Genomic DNA, 24,262 nt, shown 5'->3' on the forward strand with positions numbered 1-24,262 from the left:
TGACTTGTTGCGGATCGGCAGTTTCGCCACAAGGTTCGGCAATGACCAGCCCCCTGCCTGCCCGGAGCCTGTTGCGCACCGCGACCGCGCCCGAGCATGAACGGGTCGATGCTGCATTTGGCGGGTTCGATCTGGCTGATCGGGATGGCTATCGCGCGTTTCTGCGCGCGCAGGCACTGCCGCTGATTACCGTCGAAGCCGCGATCGATACGTTCGATCCGATTGCGGTGCTGCCGGACTGGCCCGAGCGGCGACGTGCAGGGCTGATCGTGCAGGATCTCACCGATCTGGAAGCCACGCCCCCCGCGCCCGAGCCGTTTGCACTGACCGACTCAGCCGCCGCGCTGGGCGCGATCTACGTCCTCGAAGGGTCGCGGCTCGGCGGGGCATTACTGGCGCGAAACGTTCCCATGGACCTTCCCGCCCGGTTCATTCGTTGCCCCGCTGCGCCGAAGCGCTGGCGCGGCTTGATCGAGGTTCTGGACCAGACCCTTGTGACGCAACCACAGCGTGACGCGGCGATCAGCGCTGCCCGTGCCGTGTTCGACCTGTTCTGGCGAAGCGCGCGCCAGCATGGAAGGATGCCCGTCGTTGAATGATCCGCACCCCGTCGATCTCACCAATTGTGATCGCGAGCCCATCCACATCCTCGGCGCGATCCAACCGATCGGTTTCCTGATCGCACTGACCGCCGACTGGATCGTCGCGCGCGGGTCGGCCAACCTGCCCGAATATCTGGATTTCTATCCCGAGCAGATCGTCGGCCATCCGCTCGCCGAGTTTCTGCCCGCCCCGGTGATCCACGACCTGCGCAACCGCACCGCGCTGCTGCGCGGCCCGGATTCGGTCGAGCGGCTGTTCGATACCGAACTTACCCCCGGTGCGGGCAATTTCGATCTGGCGATCCACCTGTCGGGTGGGCAGATCGTGATCGAGGGCCAGCGATCAACAGGCGAAGTCGGCGACGTCACCGGCATGGTGCGGTCGATGATCGCGCGGCTCGACCAGTGCGGCGACATGCTGTCCTTTTACCGCGAAGGCGCGCGTCAGGTGCGGGCGCTCACCGGCTATGACCGCGTCATGGTCTATCGCTTTGCTACCGACGGATCTGGCGAGGTGGTCGCGGAGGCATCCAAGCCGGGCATCGGCAGCTTCCTTGGCCTGCACTATCCGGCCAGCGACATTCCGGCGCAGGCTCGCGTCCTCTACACCCGCTCGCTGTTGCGGGTGATCGCCGATGTGAATGCGACCCCCGTCCCGATCGTCCCCGCGCTGGATGAAAAGGGCGAGCCGCTCGATCTGTCATTGTCGCTGCTGCGCTCGGTGTCGCCGATCCATATCGAATATCTGCGCAACATGGGCGTGGATGCGTCGATGTCGATCTCGATCATCGTCGATGGCAAGCTGTGGGGCCTGTTCGCCTGCCACCATTACGCCCCGCGCTACCCCAGCTTCGAGCGGCGCTCAATCTCCGAGCTGTTTGCGCAGATGTTCTCGATGCGGCTGGAAAGCCGTGAACGGCAGCAGACGGTGGAATTCGAGCGGCGCGCCCGCGACATTTCCGACCAACTGCTCGGCGCGGTCGCGTCGGATGAAACCCTGCTGCGCGATCCCGACTGGCTCGCCGATATCCTGACCAACGCGATCCCCGCCGATGGCGTGGGCGTGTGGCTCAATGGCAGCTACGCCTTTTCCGGGGTCACCCCACCGACCGACGATTTCCGCCGGATCGTGCGCGCGCTCAACGCGACCGCAGCGGGCAAGGTGTTCGCGACGGACAATATCGGGTCGCTGATCATCGATGCCGAGCCGTTCGCCGGCAGCGCCGCCGGGTTGCTTGCCATCCCGATCTCGCGCTCGCCGCGCGACTATGTCGTGCTGTTCCGCACCGAACTGATCCGCTCGATCCGCTGGGCGGGCGATCCGCACAAGCCGGTCGCGTACGGCCCGAACGGCCCGCGCCTGAGCCCGCGCGAGAGCTTCAATGAGTGGAAGGAGCTGGTCCGCGGCCGCTCACGCCCGTTCACCGCATCCGAACTGCGCGTCGCCGAGACGCTGCGCGCGACCTTGATCGAGGTGGTGCTGCGCCTTGCCGACGAGGCCTCGGCCGAGCGCCAGCGCGCCGGCGCACGGCAGGAAGTCCTGATCGCCGAGCTCAACCATCGCGTCCGCAACATCCTCGGCCTGATCCGCGGCCTGATCCGTCAGGCCCAGCCCGAGGAAGCGGCTGTCCGCGATTTCGTGAAGGTGGTCGATGGCCGCATCCACGCCCTCGCGCGTGCACACAACCAGATTACCGAGGATCACTGGGGGCCAGCCTGGCTCCAGGCGCTGATCGACGCCGAATCCGCCGCCTTTGTCGAAGAGGGCGACCGCATCCTGAGCGAGGGCGAGCCGGTGATGCTCAACCCGCAGGCCTATTCCACCATGGCGCTGGTGCTGCACGAACTCGTCACCAATTCGAGCAAATATGGCAGCCTTTCAGTCGCCGGCGGCACCGTGAAGCTCAGCTGGGAGTGCAATGCGCGCGGCGACCTGTTGCTGCATTGGCGCGATATCGACGGCCCGCCGGTCAAGCCGCCGTCGCGCAAGGGCTTTGGCACGACGATCATCGAACGGTCGGTGCCCTATGACCTCGGCGGCGAAGCGCTGGCCCGCTATGTCGAGACCGGGTTCGAGGCCGATTTCTGCATTCCCGCGCGCCACGTGTCCAAGCCGCGCGAGGGCGGTGCGCCGCTGATCCGCTACCCGCGCGCGGCGCATGGGCAGCGCGAGGAGCCGCCTGCAGACCTGCTCAATGGCCAGCGGCTACTGCTGGTCGAGGACAGCCTGATCATCGCGCTCGATGCCGAGGATATTGCGACACGGCTTGGCGCCATGGACGTGACGACCGCAGCATCGGTCGATGCCGCGCTCGACCTGATCGCGGCCCAGCCGCCGACGGTGGCGATCCTCGACATCAATCTGGGGAGCACGACCAGCTTCCCGATCGCCGACGCGCTGTTCGAACGGCGCATCCCGTTCATGTTCGCGACCGGCTATGGCGAACAGGCGCAGTTCCCCGATCAGCATCGCGGCCGCCCGGTGGTGCAGAAACCCTATACGATGGAGAATGTCGCCCGCGCGCTGGCGGATATGCTGGGTTAGCCCAGCACCCGGCCCGCCACCGCATCGAGCCTTGCCAGCACTTCCGGATCGCGTGCTGACGGCGCGGTGATCAGCGCGGTGTCGAGGCAGGTGTCGATCGGCGACGCGTCCCGCTCCGGCGGCAGAGCGCGCAGCAGGTTCAGCACCATCGCGCGTGCCTTGGTGGCATTGGCTCCGAGCTGCGCGATCACCTGCGCGACATCGACTGCAGCCTCTTCCTCGCGCCAGCAATCATAGTCGGTGACCATCGCCACCATCGCGAAGGGCAGTTCCGCCTCCCGCGCCAGTTTCGCCTCGGGCATCGCGGTCATGCCGATCACGTCGCAGCCCCAGCTGCGATAGAGATGGCTTTCGGCGCGGGTCGAGAATTGCGGACCCTCCATCACCAGACAGGTGCCGCGGCGATGAACGGTGGCCCCCGCCGCCTCCGCCGCGTCCCCGGCGAGTGACGAAAGGCGCGGGCACACCGGATCGGCCATCGAGACATGCGCGACCATGCCGCTGCCGAAAAAGCTCGACGGGCGCCCCTTGGTGCGGTCGATAAACTGATCGACGATCGTGAACGTCCCCGGCGCGCGCTCTTCCTGCAAGCCACCCACCGACGACACCGACAGCACATCGGTAACGCCCAGCCGCTTGAGGCAATCGATATTGGCGCGCGCGTTCAGCTCCGATGGGCTGATGCGGTGTCCGCGCCCGTGGCGGGGCAGGAACGACACGCGCACATGCCCCAGCCGCCCGGTGAAGATCGCGTCGGACGGCTCGCCCCAGGGCGAGTCCACCTCGACCCATTGGCCATCTTCAATTCCCGCGACATCGTACAGACCCGATCCGCCGATGATCCCGATATGCCAACCGCTCATGCCAGCCCCTGTTTGCTCACTTTCGGCCGCGCATAGGCGAAGTAAATGACAACCCCGAGCACGTTCCAATACAGGAAATAGAGCTGGGTCGTGGCCGGGAGGCTGAAGAACAGATAGATGCAACCGAACACCGCGATCGCGCCGACCAGCCACCACAACGGCGTGCGGAACATACGTGGCGCATCGGGCGCGCGGCGGCGCAGCACCATCATGCAGATCGCGACTGCGGCGAACGCGACCAACGTCCCGGCATTGGCCAGCGCCGCAATCTCCTCGATCGGCAGCAGCCCGGCGATCACGCTGACGATCATCGCGGTGAAGATCGTGATCCGCACCGGCGCCCCGCGCGACGAGACCTTGGCAAGCGCGATCGGCAGCATTCCGTCACGCGCCATGGTGAAGAAGATGCGGCTCTGTCCGAACAGAAAACCCAGCAGCACGGTCGGCAGCGCGATCACCGCCGAGATGGCAAGGAAGGTCGCAAAGCGCGGCTGGCCCAGTTCACGCAGGATCAGCGCCAGCGGCTCGGGGCTGTCGGCGAACTGAGTGTAGGACAGCGCACCGACCGCCGCGACCGCCACGAGCATGTAGATTGCGACACAGGCGACCATCGACCCGACAATGCCGATGGCGAGATCGCGGCCCGGATTCTTGGTCTCCTCCGCCGCGGTCGAGATCGCGTCGAAGCCGTAAAAGGCGAAGAAGATGATCGCCGCGGCGGCCATCACCCCGCGCTCGACGCCATCCGCCGACACGCTCTTGGCAAAGCCGAACGGCGCGAATGGCTCGAAATTCGCGCCGTTGAAATATGGCAACGCGACCGCAACGAACACAGCGAGCGCAACGATCTTCACGATGACGAGGCCCGCGTTGAGCGTCGCACTTTCCCGCGTGCCGAGACACAACAGCCCCGCGACGATCGCGATGATGACGATGGCCGGGATATTGACGATGCCGCCCGCATGCGGCCCCTGCATCAGGTCCATCGGCACGCCGGCCCAGGATTGCAGCAACGGCGCGGCATAGCCCGACCAGCCGACCGCGACCGCGCTGACCACCAGCGAATATTCGAGGATCAGCGACCAGCCGACCACCCAGGCGATGATCTCACCCAGTACGGCATAGCTGTAGCTATAGGCGCTGCCCGATGCCGGCATCATCGTCGACATCTCGGCATAGGCGAGCGCGGCGGCGGCGCAGATCGCGCCGGCGATGACGAAGGACAGGATCACCGCCGGCCCGGCCTTGCCCGCGCCGACGCCGATCAGCGTCAGGATGCCGGTGCCGACGATCGCACCGATGCCGAGCGCAATCAGATGCGGCCAGGACAGGGTCGCCGCCAGCCGATGCTCCGGGGCGTGTTCATCCGCGCCCTTCACGCTCTTTGTACGAAACAAACCGTCGGCCATGCGATCCCCCCTGTCTATGCAAGAGGGGTGCGACGGACGCGCGCGCAGGTCAACGGTTCATGCCCACGACATGCGATCAGGCGCATCGTTGCGGACGCAGACTGGAGGGTTCGACCGATGCAGCGCCGCCTGCTCCTGACCACGCTCGGTGCCACCGCAGCCGCCCCGGCGCTGGCGCAGCAAACGCTGGCCAAGGAGCCCAACCCGCAGATCGACTATGGCGGTTTCGAACGACTGACTGGCGATGTCCGCCAGTTGCGCGCCCGGCGCCTTTTGCCCTTTGCGCGATTCAAGCAACTGGCCGCATCGGACGACACGCTGCTGCTCGACGCACGCTCGGAAACGGCATTTCGGGAAGGGCATATCAAGGGCGCGGTCAATTTACCGCTGCCCGATTTCAACGCGGAATCGCTGCACGCCGCGATCGGCGCGCCGGGGCGGATGATCCTGATCTACTGCAACAACAATTTCTCGAACCGCCGCCGCCCGGTCCCGATCAAAGCCGCCCCGCTCGCGCTGAACATCCAGACGTTCATAAACCTGGTCGGCTATGGCTATGCGAACGTCTGGGAATTGGCCGACGTGATCGACTTCAACGATCCGGCGGTGGAGTGGGTGCGCGCCTGATCGCACAACACCCTCCGTTTGCCCTGAGCTTGTCGAAGGGCCGACTGCCACAGCTGTGGCTAAGGGTGCTTCGACAACCCCGGATCAAGTCCGGGGACAAACGGAGCGGGTTTAACGCCACAAATCTACACCGGACACTGCGCCCCGCTGTCGATCCACGCCTTGGTCAGCGCGCCAAATTCGGCCTGCGTCCCTGGCGCGGGCGTACGCCCCGGCCCCGGGTTCCAGCCCCAGCCGACCAGCGTGTCGCTCGCATTATGTTCGTGGATCTGCGCCAGCGTCTTGCCGCCATTGCGCTTGCGGTCCTTCAACTGCTCGCAAATCTCGCGGAGCGACTTGCCCTCCCATGCCATCGATTTGGGCGCGAGGTGCCACAGCGGATGGCCCGGAATGCTGCCCTTGCCATCGGCGAACGCGACATTGCGCGGGCCGTGGCAGGTAGAACACTCCATGCCGGCAATTCCCATGCCCTCCGGCCCGCGCTCGACCGGGGGCATGTGGAAGCGCATGTCGTCGCCCTGCAACGGGCTGTCGGTGCGCGGGTGACAGTTGATACAGCGCGGATGCGTCAGCACCTTGCCCATCTCGGTAAAGAGTGCCGCGGAGCGCGCCGCCGGGTCGGCGATCGTCGCAAAGGCCGCAACCGGCTTCAGCCCGGCGGGGGCAGCAGGCTCGCTCGATGCCACCACGGCAGCGGGCAGCGCGACAGCGGCAAGGCCGAGCGCGATCAGGCCGTAACGTTGCACGCTCATGCATTGTCTCCATGCGCGAAGGGCAGGCGGCGTACCGCCTTGCCGGTCAGCTTGCGCCAGGCATTGGCGACGGCCGGCGCGATCGGCGGCAGGCCCGGTTCGCCGACGCCACTCGGTCGTTCGGTCGACGGGATGATCGCCACCTCGACATCCGGCATTTCGCTGATCCGCAGCGAGCGATAGCTGTCGAAATTGGTCTGCTGCACCACACCGCCCTCACCCAGGGTCAGTTCGGCATAGAGCGCATGGCCGAGGCCATAGCCGATGCCGCCCTCCATCTGCGCGCGGATGATGTCGGGGTTGACCGCGATGCCGCAATCGACCGCGCACCATACTTTGTGCACCTTGGGCAGTCCGTCCGGCCCCTTTGACACTTCCGCGACCTGCGCCACGAAGCTGTCGAAGCTCTCATGCACCGCAATGCCCTTGGCCCGGCCCTTCTTCGCCGGCTTGCCAAACGCCGCCATCTCCGCGACCCTCGCCAGCACCGCCTTGGCGCGGTCGTGCTTGAGCAGCTCCATCCGCCCGGCCACCAGATCCTTGCCGCCCAGTTCGAGCAATTCGTCGATCATCGTTTCCTTGACGAAGGCGGTGTGGGTGTGGCCGACCGATCGCCACCACAGCACCGGCACACCGCCCTTCATCAGATGCTGGCCCAGCCGGAAATCGCCGATCTTGTACTGGTTGGCGTCGTTCGCGCCCTCGATCATGTTACCGTCGATGCCGTCGCGGATGCCCATCGGCTCGAACGGGGTATCCTTCATGATCGACTTGGCAGCGCAGACCTGATCCCAGCCGCTGATCGCGCCGCTGGCATCGACGCCCGCGCGCACGCGATGGACCGTCATCGGGCGGTAGAAGCCACCGGTCAGGTCGTTCTCACGGCTCGCCACCACCTTCACCGGCGCGGCAAAGCCATAAGCGCGGGCGCATGCCGCCGCTTCGGTCCCGTCGAACATTACCGGGGTCGCGCGGCGGCCAAAGCTGCCCCCGGCGAAATGCTGGACCAGCGCACTCTTGTCGAACGGCACGCCGGCAACGCCGCACATCGCGCCCATCTCGCCGACCTGGAACTGGCTCCCGGCATGGACCGAAATGCCCTCGCCCTTCTTCTCGATGACATAGTCCATCGTTTCCATCGGCGCATGGGCGAGGAACGGGAAGTAATAGGTCGCATCAATCGTCTTGGCCGCGCGGGCGAGCGCCGCAGCGGCATCGCCAGCCGCCTCGACCTGTCGCCCCGGCGTGCGCGCGGCCGCGCTATATTCGGCGAGCATCTGGTCCGAAGAGCGCGTTTCGGCCTTCGCCATATCCCAGTCGACCTCGAGCGCCGCCGCACCGCGCTGCGCGGTCCAGGTGTCGCGGGCATAGACCGCAACCCCGCTCGGGATCGGCTTGACGTCGAGCACGCCGGGGATCGCGCGCGCGGCGCCATCCTCGACTTTCTTGACGGTCGCGCCGAATGCGGGCGGGCGGCGCACAGCGGCATGGACCATGCCGGGCAGGCGGACATCCTGCGTGAATACCGCCGACCCGTCGGTCTTGGCCTTGCTGTCGACCTTCGACACATGCTTGCCGATATAGACATAGCGGTCCGGGGTCTTGGGCACCGGCTTTTGCGGGACGGGCAGCTTTGCCGCGTCCTCCACAAGCTCGCCGAAACTCGCCTTGCGCTTGCCAGCGCTGACCACGCCCTGCGAGACGGTGATCGCGCTTGCCTCGACGCCCCAGCGCTTCGCCGCCGCCTCGACCAGCATCGCGCGCGCAGCCGCGCCCGCCATGCGCATCTGGTCCCAGCTTTCGCGCATCGCGGTCGATCCGCCAACGCCCATCGTCCCGAAGGTAAGGTTCTTGTAAAGCGGGTCATTGGCCGGTGCGAAGGCCACGCTTACCTGATCCCAGGCGGCGTCCAGCTCATCGGCGATGATCGTCGCCACGCCGGTCGCCGGTCCCTGTCCGAACTCGACATGCTTGGCGATGATCACGACAGAATTGTCAGCGTGAATCCGGACAAACGCGTTGGGCAGCAATACGGGGCGAACAGATCGCGCCCGCGCTTCTTTGACCGGCAGCGTGAAGCCGATGGTGAGCGCGGCGCTCCCCGTGAGGAAAGCGCGGCGGTTGGGAACGGCGTTCATGCCCGCGCTCCCTTCACGCCCGCAGCGTCCTTGATCGCCTGACGGATGCGGACATAGGTGGCGCAGCGGCAGAGATTGCCCGCCATCGCCGCGTCGATGTCCTTGTCGGTCGGCTTGGGCTTGGCGGTGAGCAGGCCGATCGCCGACATCACCTGTCCCGACTGGCAAAAGCCGCATTGCGGCACGTCAATCTGGACCCAGGCGGCCTTGACCGCATCGGCGACCTTGCCGCTCGCCCCCTCGATGGTCGTCACGCTCTTGCCCGCGACCATGCCGACCGGGGTCACGCAGGACCGCCGGTTCTTGCCGTCGAGATGCACGGTGCACGCCCCGCATTGCGCGACGCCGCAGCCATATTTGGTACCCGTCAGCCCGAGATGGTCGCGCAGGACCCACAGCAGCGGCGTTTCGGGATCGCCGTCGAAGACTTCGGGTTTACCGTTCAATTGGAAGGTGGTGGCCATCGTTGCGCCTCCTGTCTGACGCGCACGCTAGGCCACCACCAGCCGTTCGCGAAGTGAAATTATTTCACTCGCGATCCATTATCTCGCGACAAAGCGCACCGCCGCGCCGCCGCCCGGTCCCATCCACAGCGACAGCGTGTCGCCGGCCTTCACCCGCTTCTTCTCGATCACGATCGCATGGCGCTTGTCGGTGCGATAATCCGCCCCCTCGCCGTCGCGATAGATCTGTGCCTCATAGCTCTTGCCGGGGTCGAGGAAGTCGAGCTTCAGCGTCGTCGTCCGCGCGGTGCCGTCGGTCACTGCGCCAAGGAACCACTCGCCGGTCCCCTTCGCCTTACGCACCACGGTGACGAACTCACCCACCTCGCCGTTCAGCACGCGCGTGTCGGTCCAGTCGACCGCGACATCCTTGATGAACTGGAACGCGCCCGGATGCTTCGCGTAATTCTCGGGCAGGTCGGCGGCCATCTGGATGGGCGAGTAGAGCACGATGTATTGCGCCAGCTGCTTGGAGAGCGTCGACATGAACGGCGTGCCGCCCTTGCCCGTGAGGCTCAGCACGCCGGGGGTGAAGTCGAACGGTCCCGCCAGCATCCGGGTGAAGAACAGGTTCGCCTCATGCTCGGGCGGGTTCTTGGGCTCGCCCCAGGCGTTGTATTCCTGCCCGCGCGCGCCCTCACGGCTGACCCAATTGGGATAGGTGCGGCGGAGCCCCGTATCCTTGATCGGCTCGTGCGGGTTGACCGCGACCTTATACTTGGCTGCGGTCCGGACGATGTTGAGATGGTGGCGCGACATGTACTGGCCGTCATGCCATTCCTGCGTCATCCGGCCATCGGCCCAGACGCGATCGATCTGCCCGGCATCGGTAACATAGCCGGTCTTTACCACCTCGATCCCGTTCGCGGCGGCATAGCGATAGGCGTCGTCGGACTGCGCCTCATACTGCCCCGCACCGCCGCCGGTTTCGTGGTGGCCGACAATGTGCACGCCCTTTTTCTTCGCATAGGCCGCCAGCGCGGCCATATCGAACTGTGCCACCGGCTTGTCGAAGTCCCAGCCATCGCCATTGTCGAACCAGTTGCCGTCCCAGCCGACATTCCAGCCCTCGACCAGTACGCCGCGGAACCCGTTCTGCGCCGCGAAATCGATGTACCGCTTCACATTCTCGGTCTTCGCACCCAGCCGCGCGCCGGTGCCCCAAGTCGCGGCGTCGAGGTGCATTTCCCACCAAACCCCGACATATTTGCTGGGCTTGAACCAGCTGACATCGCCCAGCTTGTTGGGTTCGTTGAGGTTCAGCTCAAGCTGCGACATGTACAGCTTCGCCGCGCTGTCGGCGACGCGCAGCGTGCGCCACGGCGTAGTGAACGCGCCATCGCGGATTACCGCCGCCCCCTGCGACGACGGCGACAGCGCGGCGCGGAAGCGCGTACCCTCGACCCGGCGCAGCCACATCGCGGCATAGTCGACCAGTGCCGCCTCATGGAACGCGACATGCGTGCCGTCGGCCAGCTTCATCGTCACCGGGGTATGCGCCTGCGTCATGCTGCTGACCGGCGTCTTGTTGTAAGGATATTCGTAGCGATTCCACTCGCCCGCCGGGGTCCACCACGCGGTGCCATCGCTCGCCAGCGAAAATTCGGTCAGCTCCTCGATGATCCGGGTTGGCTTGCCATCGGCAGGTGCGGGCAGTTCGTAGCGAAAGCCGAAGCCGTCATCGAACACGCGGAACACGACATCCATCACCCGGCCAAGCGCGGTCGTTTCCTTCAGACGCACGCGCAGCTGGGTATGGCGGTCGCGGACGCTCTGCCACTCGCCCCAGGGCTGTGCCCAGGTCGAATCCGCGCTGGTCACGCTCTGGCTCAGAATCGCAAAGCCGCGCTCCAGCTTGGGCGCGTCACCGAGCATGAAGCCCATGCGTGAGGGCTGAATCAGCGGCTTTCCGTTGCGGGTTACGCTGTAATAGGGGCGGCCGTCGCCGTCGGTGGTGACGGTGACGCGGATGCTGCCATCGGGCGAGGCTGCGGTCGCGCCGCCCGCCTTTGCCGTCGTCGCCTGTGCGACATCCTGCGCCAGCGCAGGGCTCGCCAGCGCGAGCAACGGCAGCGTCAACGCTGTCAGGGCCAAGGTTCCACGCATCTTACTCTCCTGTCGGCGACGCCCGTTCGCGTCAGTCTAACTGTTCGAGGACCATGCCCGAATAGGCGGGCAGGTCGCCCGGAGCCGCGCCGTTGACGGCGGCGATCACCCGGAACCGGTCCGATGGCGCGGGATGCCACGCGCGCGCGACATTGCCCAGATTGAAAGCGCAGGTCAGCCGCTGCCCGGCGATGCTGCGGGTAAAGACCAGCAGCGCATCGTCCGTCGCCGTTACCGCCATCGCCCCCTCACGCAGCGCCGGATTGGCCGCGCGCGTCGCGATCAACCCACGCGTGAGGTTGAGCAGCGATCCGTTTTCGGTGGTCTGACGATCCACGGCCATCGCGGCATGGTCCGCCCCGAGCGGCAACCATGGCTCGCCCGCACCGAAACCCAGATTCTCCGCCTCCGCCTGCCACGGCATCGGGGTCCGCACCCCGTCGCGGCTGAGCGTGAGCGGCCAGTTGGCGATTGCCTCCGGGTCCTGCAATTTGTCGAACGGGATCTCGACCTGGGTCAGCCCCAGTTCCTCCCCCTGGAACAGGATCGCATTGCCACGCAGGCATAGCAGCAACAGCATCTTCATCGCCGCAAATGCGTCGCGATGCTCCGCCTCCACCCAGCGCGACACCGCGCGTGGCGCATCGTGATTCTCGAACGCCCAGCTCGGCCAGCCGGTGCCGGGCGCGTCCGGCCAGGTTTCCACCGCCTTCTTCACCAGTGCCGGGGTCAGTTGCGGCGCATAAAGAAAGTCGAAGCCATAGGCGCTGTTGAGCCGCGTGCTGCCGCGCGTGAAGGCATGCATCTCCGCCTCCGGCGTCGGGCCGCCCACTTCGGCCACGGTGAACGCGCCGCCATGCGCGTCGGTCAGCGCGCGGTGCCGCTCGAGGAAGCGAACGATGTCGGGGTGGCTCTGGTTATAGACATGGCTCTGGAAGTCGAACGGGCGCGTGCGCGGGCGCCCGTCATCCGGCGCGGGCGGATTGTCGCGCAACTGCGGGTCGTGCATCGCGAAGTTGATCGCATCGACGCGGAAGCCATCAACCCCGCGCTCCAGCCAGAATAGCGCGGCCGCCAGCGCCGCATCCTGTACCGCCGGGTTGTGCAGATTGAGGTCAGGCTGTTCGCTCAGGAAATTGTGCAGATAATATTGCCCGCGCCGCGCGTCCCAGGTCCAGGCCGGACCGCCGAACACCGACTGCCAATTGGTCGGCGGCGATCCGTCCGCCTTGGCATCGGCCCAGACATACCAGTCACCGCGCGGATTTTCGCGGCTCGCCCGGCTTTCCTTGAACCATACATGCTGGTCGGAGGTGTGCGAATAGACCTGATCGATGATCACCTTCAGCCCAAGCGCATGCGCGCGGGCGATCAGCGCGTCGAAATCGGCCAGCGTCCCGAAGATCGGATCGACGTCGCAATAATCCGCAATGTCATAGCCGAAATCGCGCATCGGCGAGGTGAAGAAGGGCGACAGCCAGATCGCATCGACGCCGAGGCCCGCGACATGGTCGAGCCGCGCGGTGATGCCGGGCAGGTCGCCGATACCGTCGCCGTTGGAATCGGCGAAGCTGCGCGGGTAGATCTGATAGATGACCGCGCCGCGCCACCAGTCCTGCTGCGGTTCGACGGCAATGGCGGGAGCAGCCTGAGTCACTTGGCACCTCCCGTTGCGGCGCAGGCGACATAGCCGAATGCGGGCAGAGTCACGGTCAGGCTACCGGGCGCAGCGGCACTGGCCGCACAGCTTCCCACGATCGACGTGAAGTGCGTCGATCCGACACCGATCTCGACCTGCCGGGTGATCGGCTTGTCGCTGGTGTTGAACGCGACGACCACTTCGGCGTCCGTGCTGGGATCGAACCGCGACACCGCGAACAAGCCCGGCGTCTCGTCATAGTTGCGCGTCACTTGCCGCCCGCGGCTCAACGCCGGGGTCGCCTTGCGCGCCGCCGACAGCTTGGCGATATCGACATAGAGCGGATGGGCCATGTCGAAATTGGAGTCCGCCGTGGTCCGGGTCGTGCCGATCAGTGTGTTGTCGTTATAGACCGCGACCTTGCTCGGGAACATGTCCTCGCGCGCGTCCTGATCGTTGCCGTCGCCAATGAACCCCTGTTCATCGCCCGAATAGACCGTCGGCACCCCGCGCAGCAGCATCAGCATCGCATGGCCGAGCTTCACCCGCGCCAGCAGCTCGGGATCGTCCGCTTTCGGGAACGCCTTACGCACATCGGTCGAGAAGCGGCCATGATCGTGGTTGGAGATGAAGGTCGGCAGCTGCAGCGCAGTCACCGCCCCGCCCTCGTACAGCGCGTCGCGGTCGAACAAAGCGGCGAGCGTATCGGTGCCCTTGCTCCCCGCGACCGTCGCCTGCACCGCCGCGCGGAAGCCGAAGTCGAGCACGCTTGGCAGCTGGTGGACGCGGGTGTGCAACGCCAGGTCGCCGGCATCGCCCTCATTCGCCACTTCGCCGAAGATGTGGAAATTGGGAATACCCTTGGCCGCCGCCCGCGCCTGCATCGCCGGGACGAACGCCTGCCAGAATTCCGGGTTCACGTGCCGCGCGGTATCGATACGGAAGCCGTCGATCCCGAACTGGTCGATCCACCCGCCATAGATATCGATGAACCCCTGAACCACGCGCGGATTCTCGGTCATCAGATCGTCCAGCCCGACGAAATCGCCCATGGTCGAGCTTTCGTTGCGGAAGGTCGTATTGCCGCGATTATGGTAGTAAATCGGGTCGTTGAGCCACGCCGGCACCTTCACCGACTTCTCGGCTTCAGGCACGAATGGCGTGTAGGCGTAGTTCGGATCAGTCAGCTTGGCGAAATTCTCCGCCGTGCCGATGCCATCACCGGCAAAGCCCGGATTGATGGCCGTGCCTGTAACGCCGCCCTTGCGCTGGTAAGGATAGTCGGCGCGGCTGCGATAGGCGCAGGCGCTGACCGGACATTCGCGATACTGGATCACGTCCGCCGTGTGGTTGGTGATGATGTCGAGATAGACCTTGATCCCGCGCGCATGCGCCGCGTCGACGAACGCCTTCATCTCCGCTTTCGTGCCGAAATGCGGGTCGACCTGGGTGAAGTCGGTGATCCAATAGCCGTGATAGCCGGCACTTTCCTGCCCCGGCCCGCCCTGAACGGGCTTGTTCTTGTAGATCGGCCCCAGCCAGATCGCGGTCGCACCGAGCCCCTGAATATAGTCGAGCCGCGCGATCAGCCCCTTGAGGTCGCCGCCGTGGAAGAAGCCCTTGTGCGTCGGGTCGAAGCCATGGCTCAACCGATCGCCCTTGAGGCCGCCGCGATCATTGGTCGGATCGCCATTCTCGAACCGATCGGGCAGCATGAAATACAGCACTTCCTGCGCCGCTGTCCGCTCGCGCAGCGATGGCTGCGGCGCGGGCGTCTGGGCCAGCGCGGGGCTGGCAAGCGCGGTGGCGAGGATCAGCGGCAACAGCTTCATACGCGGGTCACTTCCTGGGGCTGGGTTTGCTGGGTCGCGACGAAGCGCGCGACGAATTCATCATGGTCGGGCATCCGCGCGGCATCGCGGGCAAAGGCGGTGGCGACGGTCGACAGGAACTGGTCGAGCTGGGCATCGTCGAGCTGATCGGCGAGCGGGTGCCAGCGCTCCGGCACGATCCCCTGCCCCACCATCACCTGCAGCCAGCCGGGGACATCGAACAGCTCGTCATGCTCGCGCACGATGCGGCCGTCGGTCCGGAACATCGCGATGCGATTGGCGAGCGGCTCGGGCAACTCCATCGTCCGCAACGCGTCCCAGAACGGCTCGCCGGTGCGCCCATTGGCGGTGTAGTGCAGGATCACGAAATCGCGGATCCGCTCGATCTCGACATCCGCCATCCGGTTGAACGCATCGCGGTCAGCGCTCGCCACCGGGCCGCTCGGCAGGAAGTCGAGCAGGCGGTTGATGCCGGTCTGGATCAGGTGAATCGAGGTCGACTCCAACGGCTCGATAAAGCCCGACGACAGCCCGATTGCTACGACATTGCGGTTCCAGAATTGCTTCCGCTTGCCGGTGGTGAAGCGCAGCATGCGCGGCTTGGCCAGCGCCTCCCCGTCCAGGTTGGCCATCAGCGTCGCGGTCGCCTCATCCTCGCTGATGTGGCGCGAGCAAAAGACATAGCCGTTGCCGGTGCGATGCTGCAGCGGGATGCGCCACTGCCACCCGGCCGTGCGCGCGGTGGAGCGAGTATAGGGGGTGAGCGGACGCACGCCGGCGCACGGCACCGCGACCGCGCGGTCGCACGACAGCCAGTGGCTCCAGTCCTCATAGCCGGTCGCCAGAGCCCCTTCGATCAGCAGCCCGCGAAAGCCGGTGCAATCGACGAACAGCGCGCCGTCGATCCGCTCACCGCCGGTCAGGGTAAGCGCGGCGACATCGCCGGTTTCACCATCGCGCTCGACCGTGCCGATCCGCCCCTCGACCCGCACCACGCCCCGCGCCTCGGCATAGCGGCGCAGGAACGCAGCATAGAGCCCGGCGTCGAAATGATAGGCATAGGGCATCGGCGGCAGCGCGCTGTCGGCTGCCCGCTGCACATGCGCGAAACGATTGCCATAGGCCGCGACGGCGTTGAGCACATAGTCGCCCAGCGGCGCGGCCGTGCCCGCCGCGCGCCCGCGCAGCCAGTAATGGTGGAAGGGCAACAGCCCCAGCCCGCGCCCGACTAGCCCGAATGCGTGCATGTAGCGGTCGTCAAACCCACCCCATCCGGCAAATTCGATGCCGAGCTTGTAGGTGCCCTGGGTCTCGCGCAGGAACTGCGCCTCGTCGATCCCCAGCGCGTGGTTGAAGGTGCGGATCATCGGGATGGTGGCTTCACCCACACCGACGGTGCCGATCTCTTCGGATTCGACCAGCGTGATCCGCCAGCCCTTGCCGCAGAAGCGCGCCAGCGCCGCTGCGGTCATCCATCCGGCGGTCCCACCGCCCGCAATGACGATGCTGCGCAACATTTCAGACATCGTATCGCCTTTCCCCCCGGCGGACGCGCCGCCGGGGGATACACGGATCAGAACTTGAAGGTGAAGCCCGCCTGGAACCGGCGACCGAAGCGCTGGTGGTTCATCACCTCGAGGGGGCGCCCCGGGTTGATCGCCACGAACGGCTCGTCGGTCAGGTTCGACCCCTGCAGGAACAGCGACAGCCCCTCCAGCGCGCTGCCCGGCTGGAAGTCGTACCCGACCTGAGCATCGACGATCGTTTCCGACAGTGCGCGACGACGTGTCCGGTTCGCGCCGAGACCCGAGAAATCGCCGAGGAAGGTCGAGCGATAGCGGACGCTGCCGCGCATGTTGAACCCCCATTTCTCGAAATAGGCAGTGCCATTGGCGACCCAGTCCGAATAGCCGGGGATGTTCTCCGGCGGCTGGCCCGGCTCAGGTGCAATCTTGGACTTGGTATAAGATACGCCACCAGTCACGCCAAAGCCCGACAGCGCCGAGCTAAAGGTCTCGAACGGCACGGTGCCCGCGAACTCTGCACCATAAATCTCGCCGCCATCGCCGTTAAACGGCTGGCTGATCCGGCCCAGCGTACTGACCGGCGGGGTCGGCTGGATGAGCGGGTAGCTCGAATAATCGAACGGCCGTTCGGCGGTGTAGATATAGTTGTGCAGCGTCTTGTGGAACAGCTGCAGCGCGACATAGCCGCTGCGCCCCCAATATTTCTCGAACGTCAGGTCGAATGCCGTTGCACGATAGGGCCGCAGCGACGGGTTGCCCCCGCTTCCGGTGACGATGCCCTCGGCGATGTTAGCGCCATAGGAAATATTGACGCGCATATCATCGAGACGCGGCCGCTGGATCTCACGCGCCGCACCAAAGCGGATCACGAAATCACTGTCGAACCGCAACGAGAGGCTGAGGCTGGGCAGGATATCCCAGTAATCGTCGCCCAATGTCCGCAACTGCGGCCCGGTCGGGGTCTGGATATAGCCGGTCGAATTCTGGTTGGTATGCTGTGCCAGCACGCCGATATTGCCGGTCAAACGCGCACCGCCCAGCTCGGCTTCGAGGTTTGCCATAGCAAAGCTGCTCAGCACCTCTTCCCCGACGCTGAAGCTCTTGAACAACACGTCCTGCGCAGTGTTGGCGACGCGGGTGTACACCCCGCCATTGAGCAGATCGAGCGGGTTGTAGCTCAGCATCGGGCCAAGACCGAGATAGTCGAGATTGGTCGGCGTCAGGCGATATTGCGCGGGCACCTGCGCCTGCAACGCGCCACCGGCGAGCTGGAGGAAATACTCGTCCGGCACCAGCGACTTTTCGCGGTCGACATAGTTGGCACCCAGCTTCACGCTCTTGATGAAACCGCCGTCAAACTCTTTCTCGATCTCGGCGAGGTAGCTGAACAGCTCGTCGTCAACGATGCGGTCATTGTAATAGCCGTGCTGGCGCCCACCCGGCGCACCGCCGCCCCAGCCAAGCGGATCTGTCAGGACGATCAGCGTCGGGTCGCTGTAGTTGAGCATTTGCGAGGTGAAATAGGTGCCCGACGGCGTCGTGCGGAAGCTGAGCGTATCGGTCGCGCCGACGCCACCGCCCGGCCCGGTGCCAGCGTTGGATTCGAGGATCAGCTCGCGCCGATCGGTGCGCGACCAGCCAAAGTCGAAATTGACGTTCCAGCCATCGTCGCCCTCATGCTTGAGGTTGAACCCGCCCGAGTACAGGTCCGCCTGGCGCAGGTAATTGTGGTTGTTGACCACGCCCTCGACGCCGGTGAACGTGCCCGCAGTGATCACCCCGTCCTGAGTCTCGCGACCGGTCGGCGACAGCGTCGCGCCGCTCCACGCCAGCGGCAGTTCGATACCGCGCTTGATCTGGGTATCGTCGAAGTTCGAATAGAAACCGTCGAGCGTCAGCTCCCAGTTGCTGCCGAGATCCGCCTGAATCGTTCCCGAAATGCCAAGCCGCTTGAGCTGCGACGTGGTGACGAACGGCTTCACGCCGCCGACGATGTTGTCGCCGCTTGGATCGGTGGCATAGCCCCACGCCTCGAACTCTTCGATCTGGTACGGCTCATCGACATAGGCCGCGGCGAGCGCGATGCCGAGGCGGTCGTCCATGAATTTTCCGACATAGGTCGCGTTGAGGCGATAGCCCCAGTCCTTCGACCCGCTGTTGAGCTTGCCCATGTCGGTATAGATGCCGCGCGCGCCGACCGCGAAAACTTCCTTGCCGTAATCGAGCGGGCGGATCGTGCGGATATCGACCGTGCCGACCAGGCCCTGCGACGTCAGCGATGCATTCGGCGTCTTGTAGACATTGACCCCGCTGACGATTTCGGAAGGGTATTGGTCGAATTCGATGCCGCGATTGTCGTTGGTCGAGGTCTGCGGACGCCCGTTGAGCAACGTCGACGAGAAATCGGGACCGAACCCACGGATCGAGATGAACGAGCTGCGCCCGGAAATACGCTGCGATGTCAGGCCGGGCAGGCGCGCGATCGACTCCGCGATCGAGGCGTCGGGCAGCTTGCCGATATCCTCGGCCGACACGGATTCGACGATTTGTTCGGAATCCTTCTTGGTCGAAACGGCGCTTTCCAGCGCCGCGCGGAAGCCGGTGACGACGACCTCTTCACTCTCCGCTGCGGGGTCCGTGGCTTCCTGCGCATGGGCGGGCATCGCCAGCCCGGCGATCAGCATCGCGGCGGCGATCGCAGAGCCACTGGCCCCGGTAGAAAGTCGTGCGGCCGCGCGGCCGCCAAGCATGTGACGCATCATATCCTCCCCTATGCCGGCCCCCTATTCTGGCCGGGGCGCACCCTTGCGGCGCGTTGTGCATAATATTCAGGGCAAGCGCCGGGATACGCCAGCGAACGGCATACGTATTCACCGCCAAGGCCATGCTGCGTGTCCGCCGCGCAACATTGACGGCGCCGGGAAAGGCGCTCAACGTCGAGGGGTCAAGCGGAGGGCACATCCGCGGACGCTTAGGGGATTGGGTGCCATTGGCCATGCAACGCAAGCCGACATCGTTCGACATCGCGCATCTCGCCGGCGTGTCACAGCCGACCGTTTCGCGCGCGCTGCGCGGCGGACGCGGCGTCAACGAAGCCACGCGGATGCGGATCGAGGCGATCGCCCGCCGTCTGAACTATCGCGTCGACAAGGCCGCGTCGAACCTGCGCAGCCGCCATGCCGAAACGCTCGCGGTACTGATCTTTCAGGACGAGAGCGCCGACGACAGCGCGATCAACCCGTTCTTCCTATCGATGCTCGGCTCGATCATGCGCGCCTGCGCCGATCATGGGCAGGATATGCTGGTGTCGTTCCAGCAACTCGGCAGCGACTGGCATCAGGATTTTGAGGATTCGCGCCGCGCCGATGGCCTCATCCTGCTCGGCTATGGCGACTATGAACTCTACCGCGCCAAGATCAGCGAACTGATCGCGCAGAACACCCATTTCGTGCGCTGGGGGTCGGTCGAGGCGGAGGGTGCGGGGCTGACCGTCGGGTGCGACAATCAGGGCGGCGGTCGCGCGGCGACCCGGCATCTGATCGATCTTGGCCGCAGGCCCATCGCCTTTCTCGGCCATGCGTCGAGCCATTATCCCGAATTCCACGACCGCTATCGCGGCCATGTCGCGGCGCTGAAAGAGGCGGGGTTCGCGGCGGATAGCGCGCTTCAGGTCGATGCGCTGACCTCCGAAGAGGCGGGCGCCGCCGCTGCCGACGCATTGATCGCGCGCGGCGCGAAATTCGACGCGATCCTCGCCGCCAGCGACCTGATCGCAATCGGGGCGATGCGTGCGCTCGCCGCCCGTGGCGTCCGCGTGCCCGAGGATGTCGCGGTGGTCGGCTTCGACGATATCGCGGCGGCGAGCTTCACCAACCCGCCGCTCACCACCGTCATGCAGGACACTCGCGCCGCCGGCCGGATGCTGGTCGAAACGCTGCTCGGCCGCATCCGCGAAGAGCGCGTTCACGACGTCCTGCTGCCCGCCAAACTCGTCGTCCGCCGCTCGTGCGGCGCACCGGCCTGACACTGCCCAAGGATCAATGATGGAAAAACCGCGCCAAGGCTTTTGGGGCCTGTGGAACATCTCGTTCGGATTCTTCGGCATCCAGATCGGCTTCGCGCTGCAAAATGCGAATATGAGCCGCATCTTCCAGTCGCTCGGCACCAGTATCGACGATCTGCCCGCCTTGTGGATCGCCGCGCCGCTGACCGGCCTGCTGGTTCAGCCGGTGATCGGACATATGAGCGACCGCACCTGGCTCGGCCGCCTTGGCCGGCGGCGGCCCTATTTCCTCGCCGGTGCGATCCTTGCCGCGCTATCGCTGTTCGTGATGCCGCTCGCGCCGGTGCTGCTGGTCGCGGCAGTGATGCTGTGGGTGCTCGACGCGTCGCTCAACATCTCGATGGAGCCGTTCCGCGCGTTCGTCGGCGACATGCTGCGCAAGGACCAGCATAGCGCGGGCTATGCGGTGCAGACCGCCTTTATTGGCGCGGGCGCGGTGGTGGGGTCGATCTTTCCTTACGCGCTCGAACATCTCGGCGTCTCAAACGCCGCGCCGCTCGGCGGGATTCCCGACACCGTCCGCTACGCCTTCTGGTTCGGCGGAGCGGCGCTGTTTTTGGCGGTGCTGTGGACCATCCTGACGACCCGCGAATACAGCCCCGAACAGATGGCCGCATTCGACGGCGCACGGGCCGAAGCCGCAGGCGACAGCATCCGCATTCTCGCCGCGCGTGGTCCGCTCGCGAGCCTGATCTGGATCGCTGCGGGCGCGGCGGTCGCCGCCGCAGTTGGCGGGTTCGACCTCGAGAAAGAAGTGTATCTGCTCGCTGGCCTGCTCGCGGCCTATGGCGTCGCCAGCCTGATCGCGGTCCGGCTCGCAAAGGCAGGGCGCGGCGCGAACATGCTCGCCAGCATCGTCGGCGACTTCGCAGGGATGCCGCCAATCATGAAGCGGCTGGCAGTCGTGCAGTTCTTCAGCTGGTCGGCGCTGTTCATCATGTGGATCAACACCACGCCGGTCGTCGCGGGTGCGTTCTACGGTGCGCCCGACGCGGCGGACCCGCGCTATCAGGAAGGCGCGAACTGGGTCGGCGTGCTGTTCACCGTCTATAACGGTGTAGCCGCGATCGCCGCACTGACGCTGCTGCCGCTGCTCGCATCGCGCTTCGGCAAGGTCCGCACCCACATCATCGGCCTGCTCTGCGGCGCTGCGGGGTTCGCCAGCTTCTTCGTCATCAAGGACCCGCAGTGGCTGATCGTCAGCGAAATCGGCATCGGCATCGCCTGGGCCTCGATCCTCGCCATGCCCTACGCGATCCTCGCCTCGAACCTGCCCCAGGCAAAGCTCGGCATTTTTATGGGGCTGTTCAACGTCTTCGTCGTGGTTCCCCAGCTGCTGGTCGCGACCGTGATGGGATCGATCATGAAGGCGTTCTTCCCCGATCAGCCGATCTGGACGATGGCCTTCGCCGCTGGGACGCTAGTGCTGGCGGCGCTTGCGATGGCGCGGGTCAGGGAGGCTTAGAACGCCGAAAAATCGATCGGCCCGTGCCGGTCGAGCGTGCGCGAGCGATCCTCCATCGGATATTTGAGCCCGGTCGCGCAGTTGAACAACAACGCGGTTTCATCGGGAGACACGCGCCCATCGGCCACCGCCGCCCGCCACGCCGCAAGCGTCGCACCGCCCTCCGGACACAGCAGCAACCCGTCGAGCCGCGCCGCATCCTCGACCGCCTCCAGAATAGCCGCGTCACTGACGGCCATCGCAAACCCGTTGGACTCGCGCACCGCGTCAAGGATCAGGAAATCCCCGACCGCCTGCGGCACGCGAATCCCCGCCGCGACAGTGTGGGCATCCTCCCACCGCGTCGCATGGCGTTCGCCCGCCTCCCACGCGCGAACCATCGGCGCGCAGCCCTCGGCCTGCACCGCCACCATGCGCGGGCGCTTCGACCCGATCCAGCCCAGCGCCTCCAGCTCGGCAAACGCCTTCCACATGCCGATCAATCCGGTACCGCCGCCGGTCGGATAGAAGATCACGTCGGGCAGCTCCCAGCCAAGCTGTTCGGCCAGTTCCAGCCCCATCGTCTTCTTGCCCTCGATCCGGTACGGCTCCTTCAGCGTCGACAGGTCGAACCAGCCATTGGCTTCCTTCCCCGCCGCGACCAGCTTGCCGCAATCGTCGATCAGCCCGTTGACGCGATAGACGCGCGCACCCTGTGCCGCGATCTCGCGGACGTTGATCTCGGGGGTATCGTCGGGACAGAAGATCACCGCTTCGATCCCCGCCTGCGCGGCATAGGCCGCCGCCGCCGCACCGGCATTGCCGTTGGTCGGCATCGCGATGGTGGTGACCCCCAGTTCCTTGGCCATGCTGATCGCCATGACCAGCCCGCGCGCCTTGAACGATCCGGTCGGCAGCCGGCCTTCGTCCTTCACCAGCAAATTGCCAGCGCCCGCCCCCGCCGCAACCTTGGATAGCGGGACGATCGGCGTCGTAATCTCGCCCAGGCTCACGATGTTCTCGCGGCGTCGCACCGGTAACAGCTCACGATAGCGCCACAGATCCGCCGGTCGCTGCGCCAGATCCGCCGGCGTCACCGCCGGGCGAACGGCGTCGAGGTCATAGCGCACCAGCAATGGGCGCCCGACCCGCGACAGGCCCTGCAGCGTATCGGCGTCATAGCGCTCACCAGTGATCCCGCATTCGAGATGGGTGACGAAGGTCGGGCGATCGGCGGTGAGATTGTCGTTGTACAGCATGGCGCCGGCTTAGTGCGCCAATGCGCGCTAGTCGATCCGTTCGGCGCGCCACCCATCGCCAACAATCCGACGATCCCCGACAGTGCCGCGATAGGTAGTGCCCTCGGCGACGAAGCTTAGCGCCGCGCCAACCAGTTGCGCCCCGGACACCGCCCGCCCATCGAGCGTTCCCGAGACGCGGCTATAGCGCTGATCAAGCGTGAGCCGCGACATACGCCCATCGTCACGGACGAGTTGCCATTCGCCGCCAGCAATCGCCGGAATCGTCCAGCGATAGACGCGCTTGTCGGCGATCTCACGGAACTCATCATGCGGCCAATCGCCCATGTCGAACGCATGGCTGACCACCCGCGCGCCCGCCTTCATCTCGTTCAACAACTTGGGCTTTAGCCGCTCGTTGACGGCGGGCAGCAGATAGAGCGTGACGACATCCGCATCCCGGAGCGACACGGTGAACAGATCATCGCGCAGAAACCGAGCATGCTCTTCCAACCCCTCGAGCCGCGTCAACGACCGCGCCCGCGCGACCAGACCGCCGTCGATCTCAACGCCAAGAGCGGTTGCCCCGCGCCGAGCCGCCGCGCGCGGGATGCGACCATCGCCTGAACCGAGGTCGATCAGGCGTTCTCCGGCCTTCAGCGCCGCCATGTCAAGCATGCCTTCGACGACTTCGGGCGGCGTCGGGACGTAGGGGACGTCCTTCGCCCGCGCGGCAGCCGGCATAGCAAGCATGCAACCTGATCCGATCAGGACGGTGCGACGCGAAACGTGAAATTTCATCCAGCGAGCGTGGCGGAGAGCGATGCCTAGCGCAACGGCTGCGCGCTCGTTTGATCTTTGCGAGACAACAAAAAAGCCGCCCGAAGGCGGCTATTGTTGTGATGGTTGCGGGGGTTGGATTTGAACCAACGACCTTCAGGTTATGAGCCTGACGAGCTACCGGGCTGCTCCACC

General features: G+C 65.7%; 17 protein-coding genes. 5 read left to right on the plus strand and 12 right to left on the minus strand.

Annotated features, from left to right (window positions below; genetic code table 11):
- The first annotated feature begins 41 nt into the window (after nt 1-41).
- Both K9B35_RS17895 and K9B35_RS17900 read left to right on the plus strand, forming a co-directional pair.
- On the plus strand, nt 42-599 hold the full coding sequence (locus tag K9B35_RS17895; protein ID WP_224923356.1) for a biliverdin-producing heme oxygenase: 558 nt from the start codon (nt 42-44) through the stop codon (nt 597-599).
- Nucleotides 574-3,147 carry an HWE histidine kinase domain-containing protein gene (locus K9B35_RS17900; RefSeq protein WP_224923357.1) on the plus strand — a complete coding sequence of 858 codons (2,574 nt, stop codon included), beginning with the start codon at nt 574-576 and terminating at the stop codon, nt 3,145-3,147. The genes K9B35_RS17895 and K9B35_RS17900 overlap by 26 nt, the downstream gene beginning before the upstream one ends.
- Here K9B35_RS17900 and K9B35_RS17905 read toward each other — a convergent pair.
- Together K9B35_RS17905 and K9B35_RS17910 are read right to left on the minus strand one after the other, a co-directional pair.
- Nucleotides 3,144-4,010 (minus strand): S-methyl-5'-thioadenosine phosphorylase, encoded by an 867-nt coding sequence (locus K9B35_RS17905; RefSeq protein WP_224923358.1) that lies wholly within the window; start codon nt 4,008-4,010, stop codon nt 3,144-3,146. The two genes, K9B35_RS17900 and K9B35_RS17905, sit on opposite strands and share 4 nt — an antisense overlap.
- A complete protein-coding gene (locus K9B35_RS17910; RefSeq protein WP_224923359.1) occupies nt 4,007-5,419 on the minus strand; it encodes an amino acid permease in 1,413 nt (470 codons plus the stop codon). The genes K9B35_RS17905 and K9B35_RS17910 overlap by 4 nt, the downstream gene beginning before the upstream one ends.
- Before the next feature lie 117 nt (nt 5,420-5,536).
- Here K9B35_RS17910 and K9B35_RS17915 point away from each other — a divergent pair, with 117 nt between their 5' ends.
- A complete protein-coding gene (locus K9B35_RS17915; RefSeq protein ID WP_224923360.1) occupies nt 5,537-6,046 on the plus strand; it encodes a rhodanese-like domain-containing protein in 510 nt (169 codons plus the stop codon).
- A gap of 125 nt (nt 6,047-6,171) precedes the next feature.
- Here the strand turns inward: K9B35_RS17915 and K9B35_RS17920 are convergent, their stop codons facing one another.
- From K9B35_RS17920 to K9B35_RS17955, 8 genes are all read right to left on the minus strand, one after another.
- Nucleotides 6,172-6,798 carry an Isoquinoline 1-oxidoreductase subunit gene (locus K9B35_RS17920; protein WP_224923361.1) on the minus strand — a complete coding sequence of 209 codons (627 nt, stop codon included), beginning with the start codon at nt 6,796-6,798 and terminating at the stop codon, nt 6,172-6,174.
- Nucleotides 6,795-8,936: a xanthine dehydrogenase family protein molybdopterin-binding subunit gene (locus K9B35_RS17925; RefSeq protein WP_224923362.1), complete on the minus strand. Its 2,142-nt coding sequence runs from the start codon at nt 8,934-8,936 to the stop codon at nt 6,795-6,797. Before K9B35_RS17925 ends, K9B35_RS17920 begins: the two co-directional genes overlap by 4 nt.
- On the minus strand, nt 8,933-9,400 hold the full coding sequence (locus tag K9B35_RS17930; protein ID WP_224923363.1) for a (2Fe-2S)-binding protein: 468 nt from the start codon (nt 9,398-9,400) through the stop codon (nt 8,933-8,935). The genes K9B35_RS17925 and K9B35_RS17930 overlap by 4 nt, the downstream gene beginning before the upstream one ends.
- Before the next feature lie 78 nt (nt 9,401-9,478).
- Nucleotides 9,479-11,545: a glycoside hydrolase family 97 protein gene (locus tag K9B35_RS17935; RefSeq protein ID WP_224923364.1), complete on the minus strand. Its 2,067-nt coding sequence runs from the start codon at nt 11,543-11,545 to the stop codon at nt 9,479-9,481.
- Between the two features lie 31 nt (nt 11,546-11,576).
- Complete coding sequence (locus tag K9B35_RS17940) at nt 11,577-13,202, minus strand: alpha-amylase family glycosyl hydrolase (protein ID WP_224923365.1); 1,626 nt, start codon at nt 13,200-13,202, stop codon at nt 11,577-11,579.
- Nucleotides 13,199-15,016, minus strand: coding sequence for an alpha-amylase family glycosyl hydrolase (locus tag K9B35_RS17945; RefSeq protein WP_224923366.1), 1,818 nt, complete (start codon nt 15,014-15,016; stop codon nt 13,199-13,201). Before K9B35_RS17945 ends, K9B35_RS17940 begins: the two co-directional genes overlap by 4 nt.
- Nucleotides 15,013-16,542 (minus strand): tryptophan halogenase family protein, encoded by a 1,530-nt coding sequence (locus K9B35_RS17950; protein ID WP_224923367.1) that lies wholly within the window; start codon nt 16,540-16,542, stop codon nt 15,013-15,015. The genes K9B35_RS17945 and K9B35_RS17950 overlap by 4 nt, the downstream gene beginning before the upstream one ends.
- 47 nt (nt 16,543-16,589) lie before the next feature.
- On the minus strand, nt 16,590-19,301 hold the full coding sequence (locus K9B35_RS17955; RefSeq protein WP_224923368.1) for a TonB-dependent receptor: 2,712 nt from the start codon (nt 19,299-19,301) through the stop codon (nt 16,590-16,592).
- Nucleotides 19,302-19,531: 230 nt separating this feature from the next.
- On the opposite strand from K9B35_RS17955, the gene K9B35_RS17960 reads away from it, so the two are divergent.
- The gene (locus K9B35_RS17960; RefSeq protein WP_412103483.1) at nt 19,532-20,566 is read left to right on the plus strand and encodes a LacI family DNA-binding transcriptional regulator; all 1,035 of its coding nucleotides are present in this window, start codon (nt 19,532-19,534) and stop codon (nt 20,564-20,566) included.
- A gap of 19 nt (nt 20,567-20,585) precedes the next feature.
- Nucleotides 20,586-22,070, plus strand: a complete 1,485-nt coding sequence (locus K9B35_RS17965) for an MFS transporter (protein WP_224923370.1) — start codon at nt 20,586-20,588, stop codon at nt 22,068-22,070.
- On the opposite strand, the gene K9B35_RS17970 is transcribed toward K9B35_RS17965, so the two are convergent.
- Together K9B35_RS17970 and K9B35_RS17975 are read right to left on the minus strand one after the other, a co-directional pair.
- Nucleotides 22,067-23,308, minus strand: a complete 1,242-nt coding sequence (locus tag K9B35_RS17970; RefSeq protein ID WP_224923371.1) for a threonine synthase — start codon at nt 23,306-23,308, stop codon at nt 22,067-22,069. The genes K9B35_RS17965 and K9B35_RS17970 overlap by 4 nt on opposite strands.
- A 27-nt stretch (nt 23,309-23,335) precedes the next feature.
- Complete coding sequence (locus K9B35_RS17975) at nt 23,336-24,088, minus strand: methyltransferase domain-containing protein (protein ID WP_224923372.1); 753 nt, start codon at nt 24,086-24,088, stop codon at nt 23,336-23,338.
- Between the last annotated feature and the right edge of the window lie 174 nt (nt 24,089-24,262).

It is taken from the genome of Sphingomonas sp. R647 (assembly GCF_020177055.1).
Taxonomy (GTDB): domain Bacteria; phylum Pseudomonadota; class Alphaproteobacteria; order Sphingomonadales; family Sphingomonadaceae; genus Sphingomonas.

What these genes read in the sequence shown, in the direction of transcription:
- K9B35_RS17970 (WP_224923371.1), bottom strand. Translation starts at nt 23,308, where the DNA reads ATGCTGTACAACGACAATCTCACCGCCGATCGCCCGACCTTCGTCACC.
- K9B35_RS17955 (WP_224923368.1), bottom strand. Translation starts at nt 19,301, where the DNA reads ATGCGTCACATGCTTGGCGGCCGCGCGGCCGCACGACTTTCTACCGGG.
- K9B35_RS17975 (WP_224923372.1), bottom strand. Translation starts at nt 24,088, where the DNA reads ATGAAATTTCACGTTTCGCGTCGCACCGTCCTGATCGGATCAGGTTGC.
- K9B35_RS17920 (WP_224923361.1), bottom strand. Translation starts at nt 6,798, where the DNA reads ATGAGCGTGCAACGTTACGGCCTGATCGCGCTCGGCCTTGCCGCTGTC.
- K9B35_RS17915 (WP_224923360.1), top strand. Translation starts at nt 5,537, where the DNA reads ATGCAGCGCCGCCTGCTCCTGACCACGCTCGGTGCCACCGCAGCCGCC.
- K9B35_RS17900 (WP_224923357.1), top strand. Translation starts at nt 574, where the DNA reads ATGGAAGGATGCCCGTCGTTGAATGATCCGCACCCCGTCGATCTCACC.
- K9B35_RS17910 (WP_224923359.1), bottom strand. Translation starts at nt 5,419, where the DNA reads ATGGCCGACGGTTTGTTTCGTACAAAGAGCGTGAAGGGCGCGGATGAA.
- K9B35_RS17945 (WP_224923366.1), bottom strand. Translation starts at nt 15,016, where the DNA reads ATGAAGCTGTTGCCGCTGATCCTCGCCACCGCGCTTGCCAGCCCCGCG.
- K9B35_RS17965 (WP_224923370.1), top strand. Translation starts at nt 20,586, where the DNA reads ATGGAAAAACCGCGCCAAGGCTTTTGGGGCCTGTGGAACATCTCGTTC.
- K9B35_RS17950 (WP_224923367.1), bottom strand. Translation starts at nt 16,542, where the DNA reads ATGTCTGAAATGTTGCGCAGCATCGTCATTGCGGGCGGTGGGACCGCC.
- K9B35_RS17905 (WP_224923358.1), bottom strand. Translation starts at nt 4,010, where the DNA reads ATGAGCGGTTGGCATATCGGGATCATCGGCGGATCGGGTCTGTACGAT.
- K9B35_RS17930 (WP_224923363.1), bottom strand. Translation starts at nt 9,400, where the DNA reads ATGGCCACCACCTTCCAATTGAACGGTAAACCCGAAGTCTTCGACGGC.
- K9B35_RS17925 (WP_224923362.1), bottom strand. Translation starts at nt 8,936, where the DNA reads ATGAACGCCGTTCCCAACCGCCGCGCTTTCCTCACGGGGAGCGCCGCG.
- K9B35_RS17935 (WP_224923364.1), bottom strand. Translation starts at nt 11,545, where the DNA reads ATGCGTGGAACCTTGGCCCTGACAGCGTTGACGCTGCCGTTGCTCGCG.
- K9B35_RS17895 (WP_224923356.1), top strand. Translation starts at nt 42, where the DNA reads ATGACCAGCCCCCTGCCTGCCCGGAGCCTGTTGCGCACCGCGACCGCG.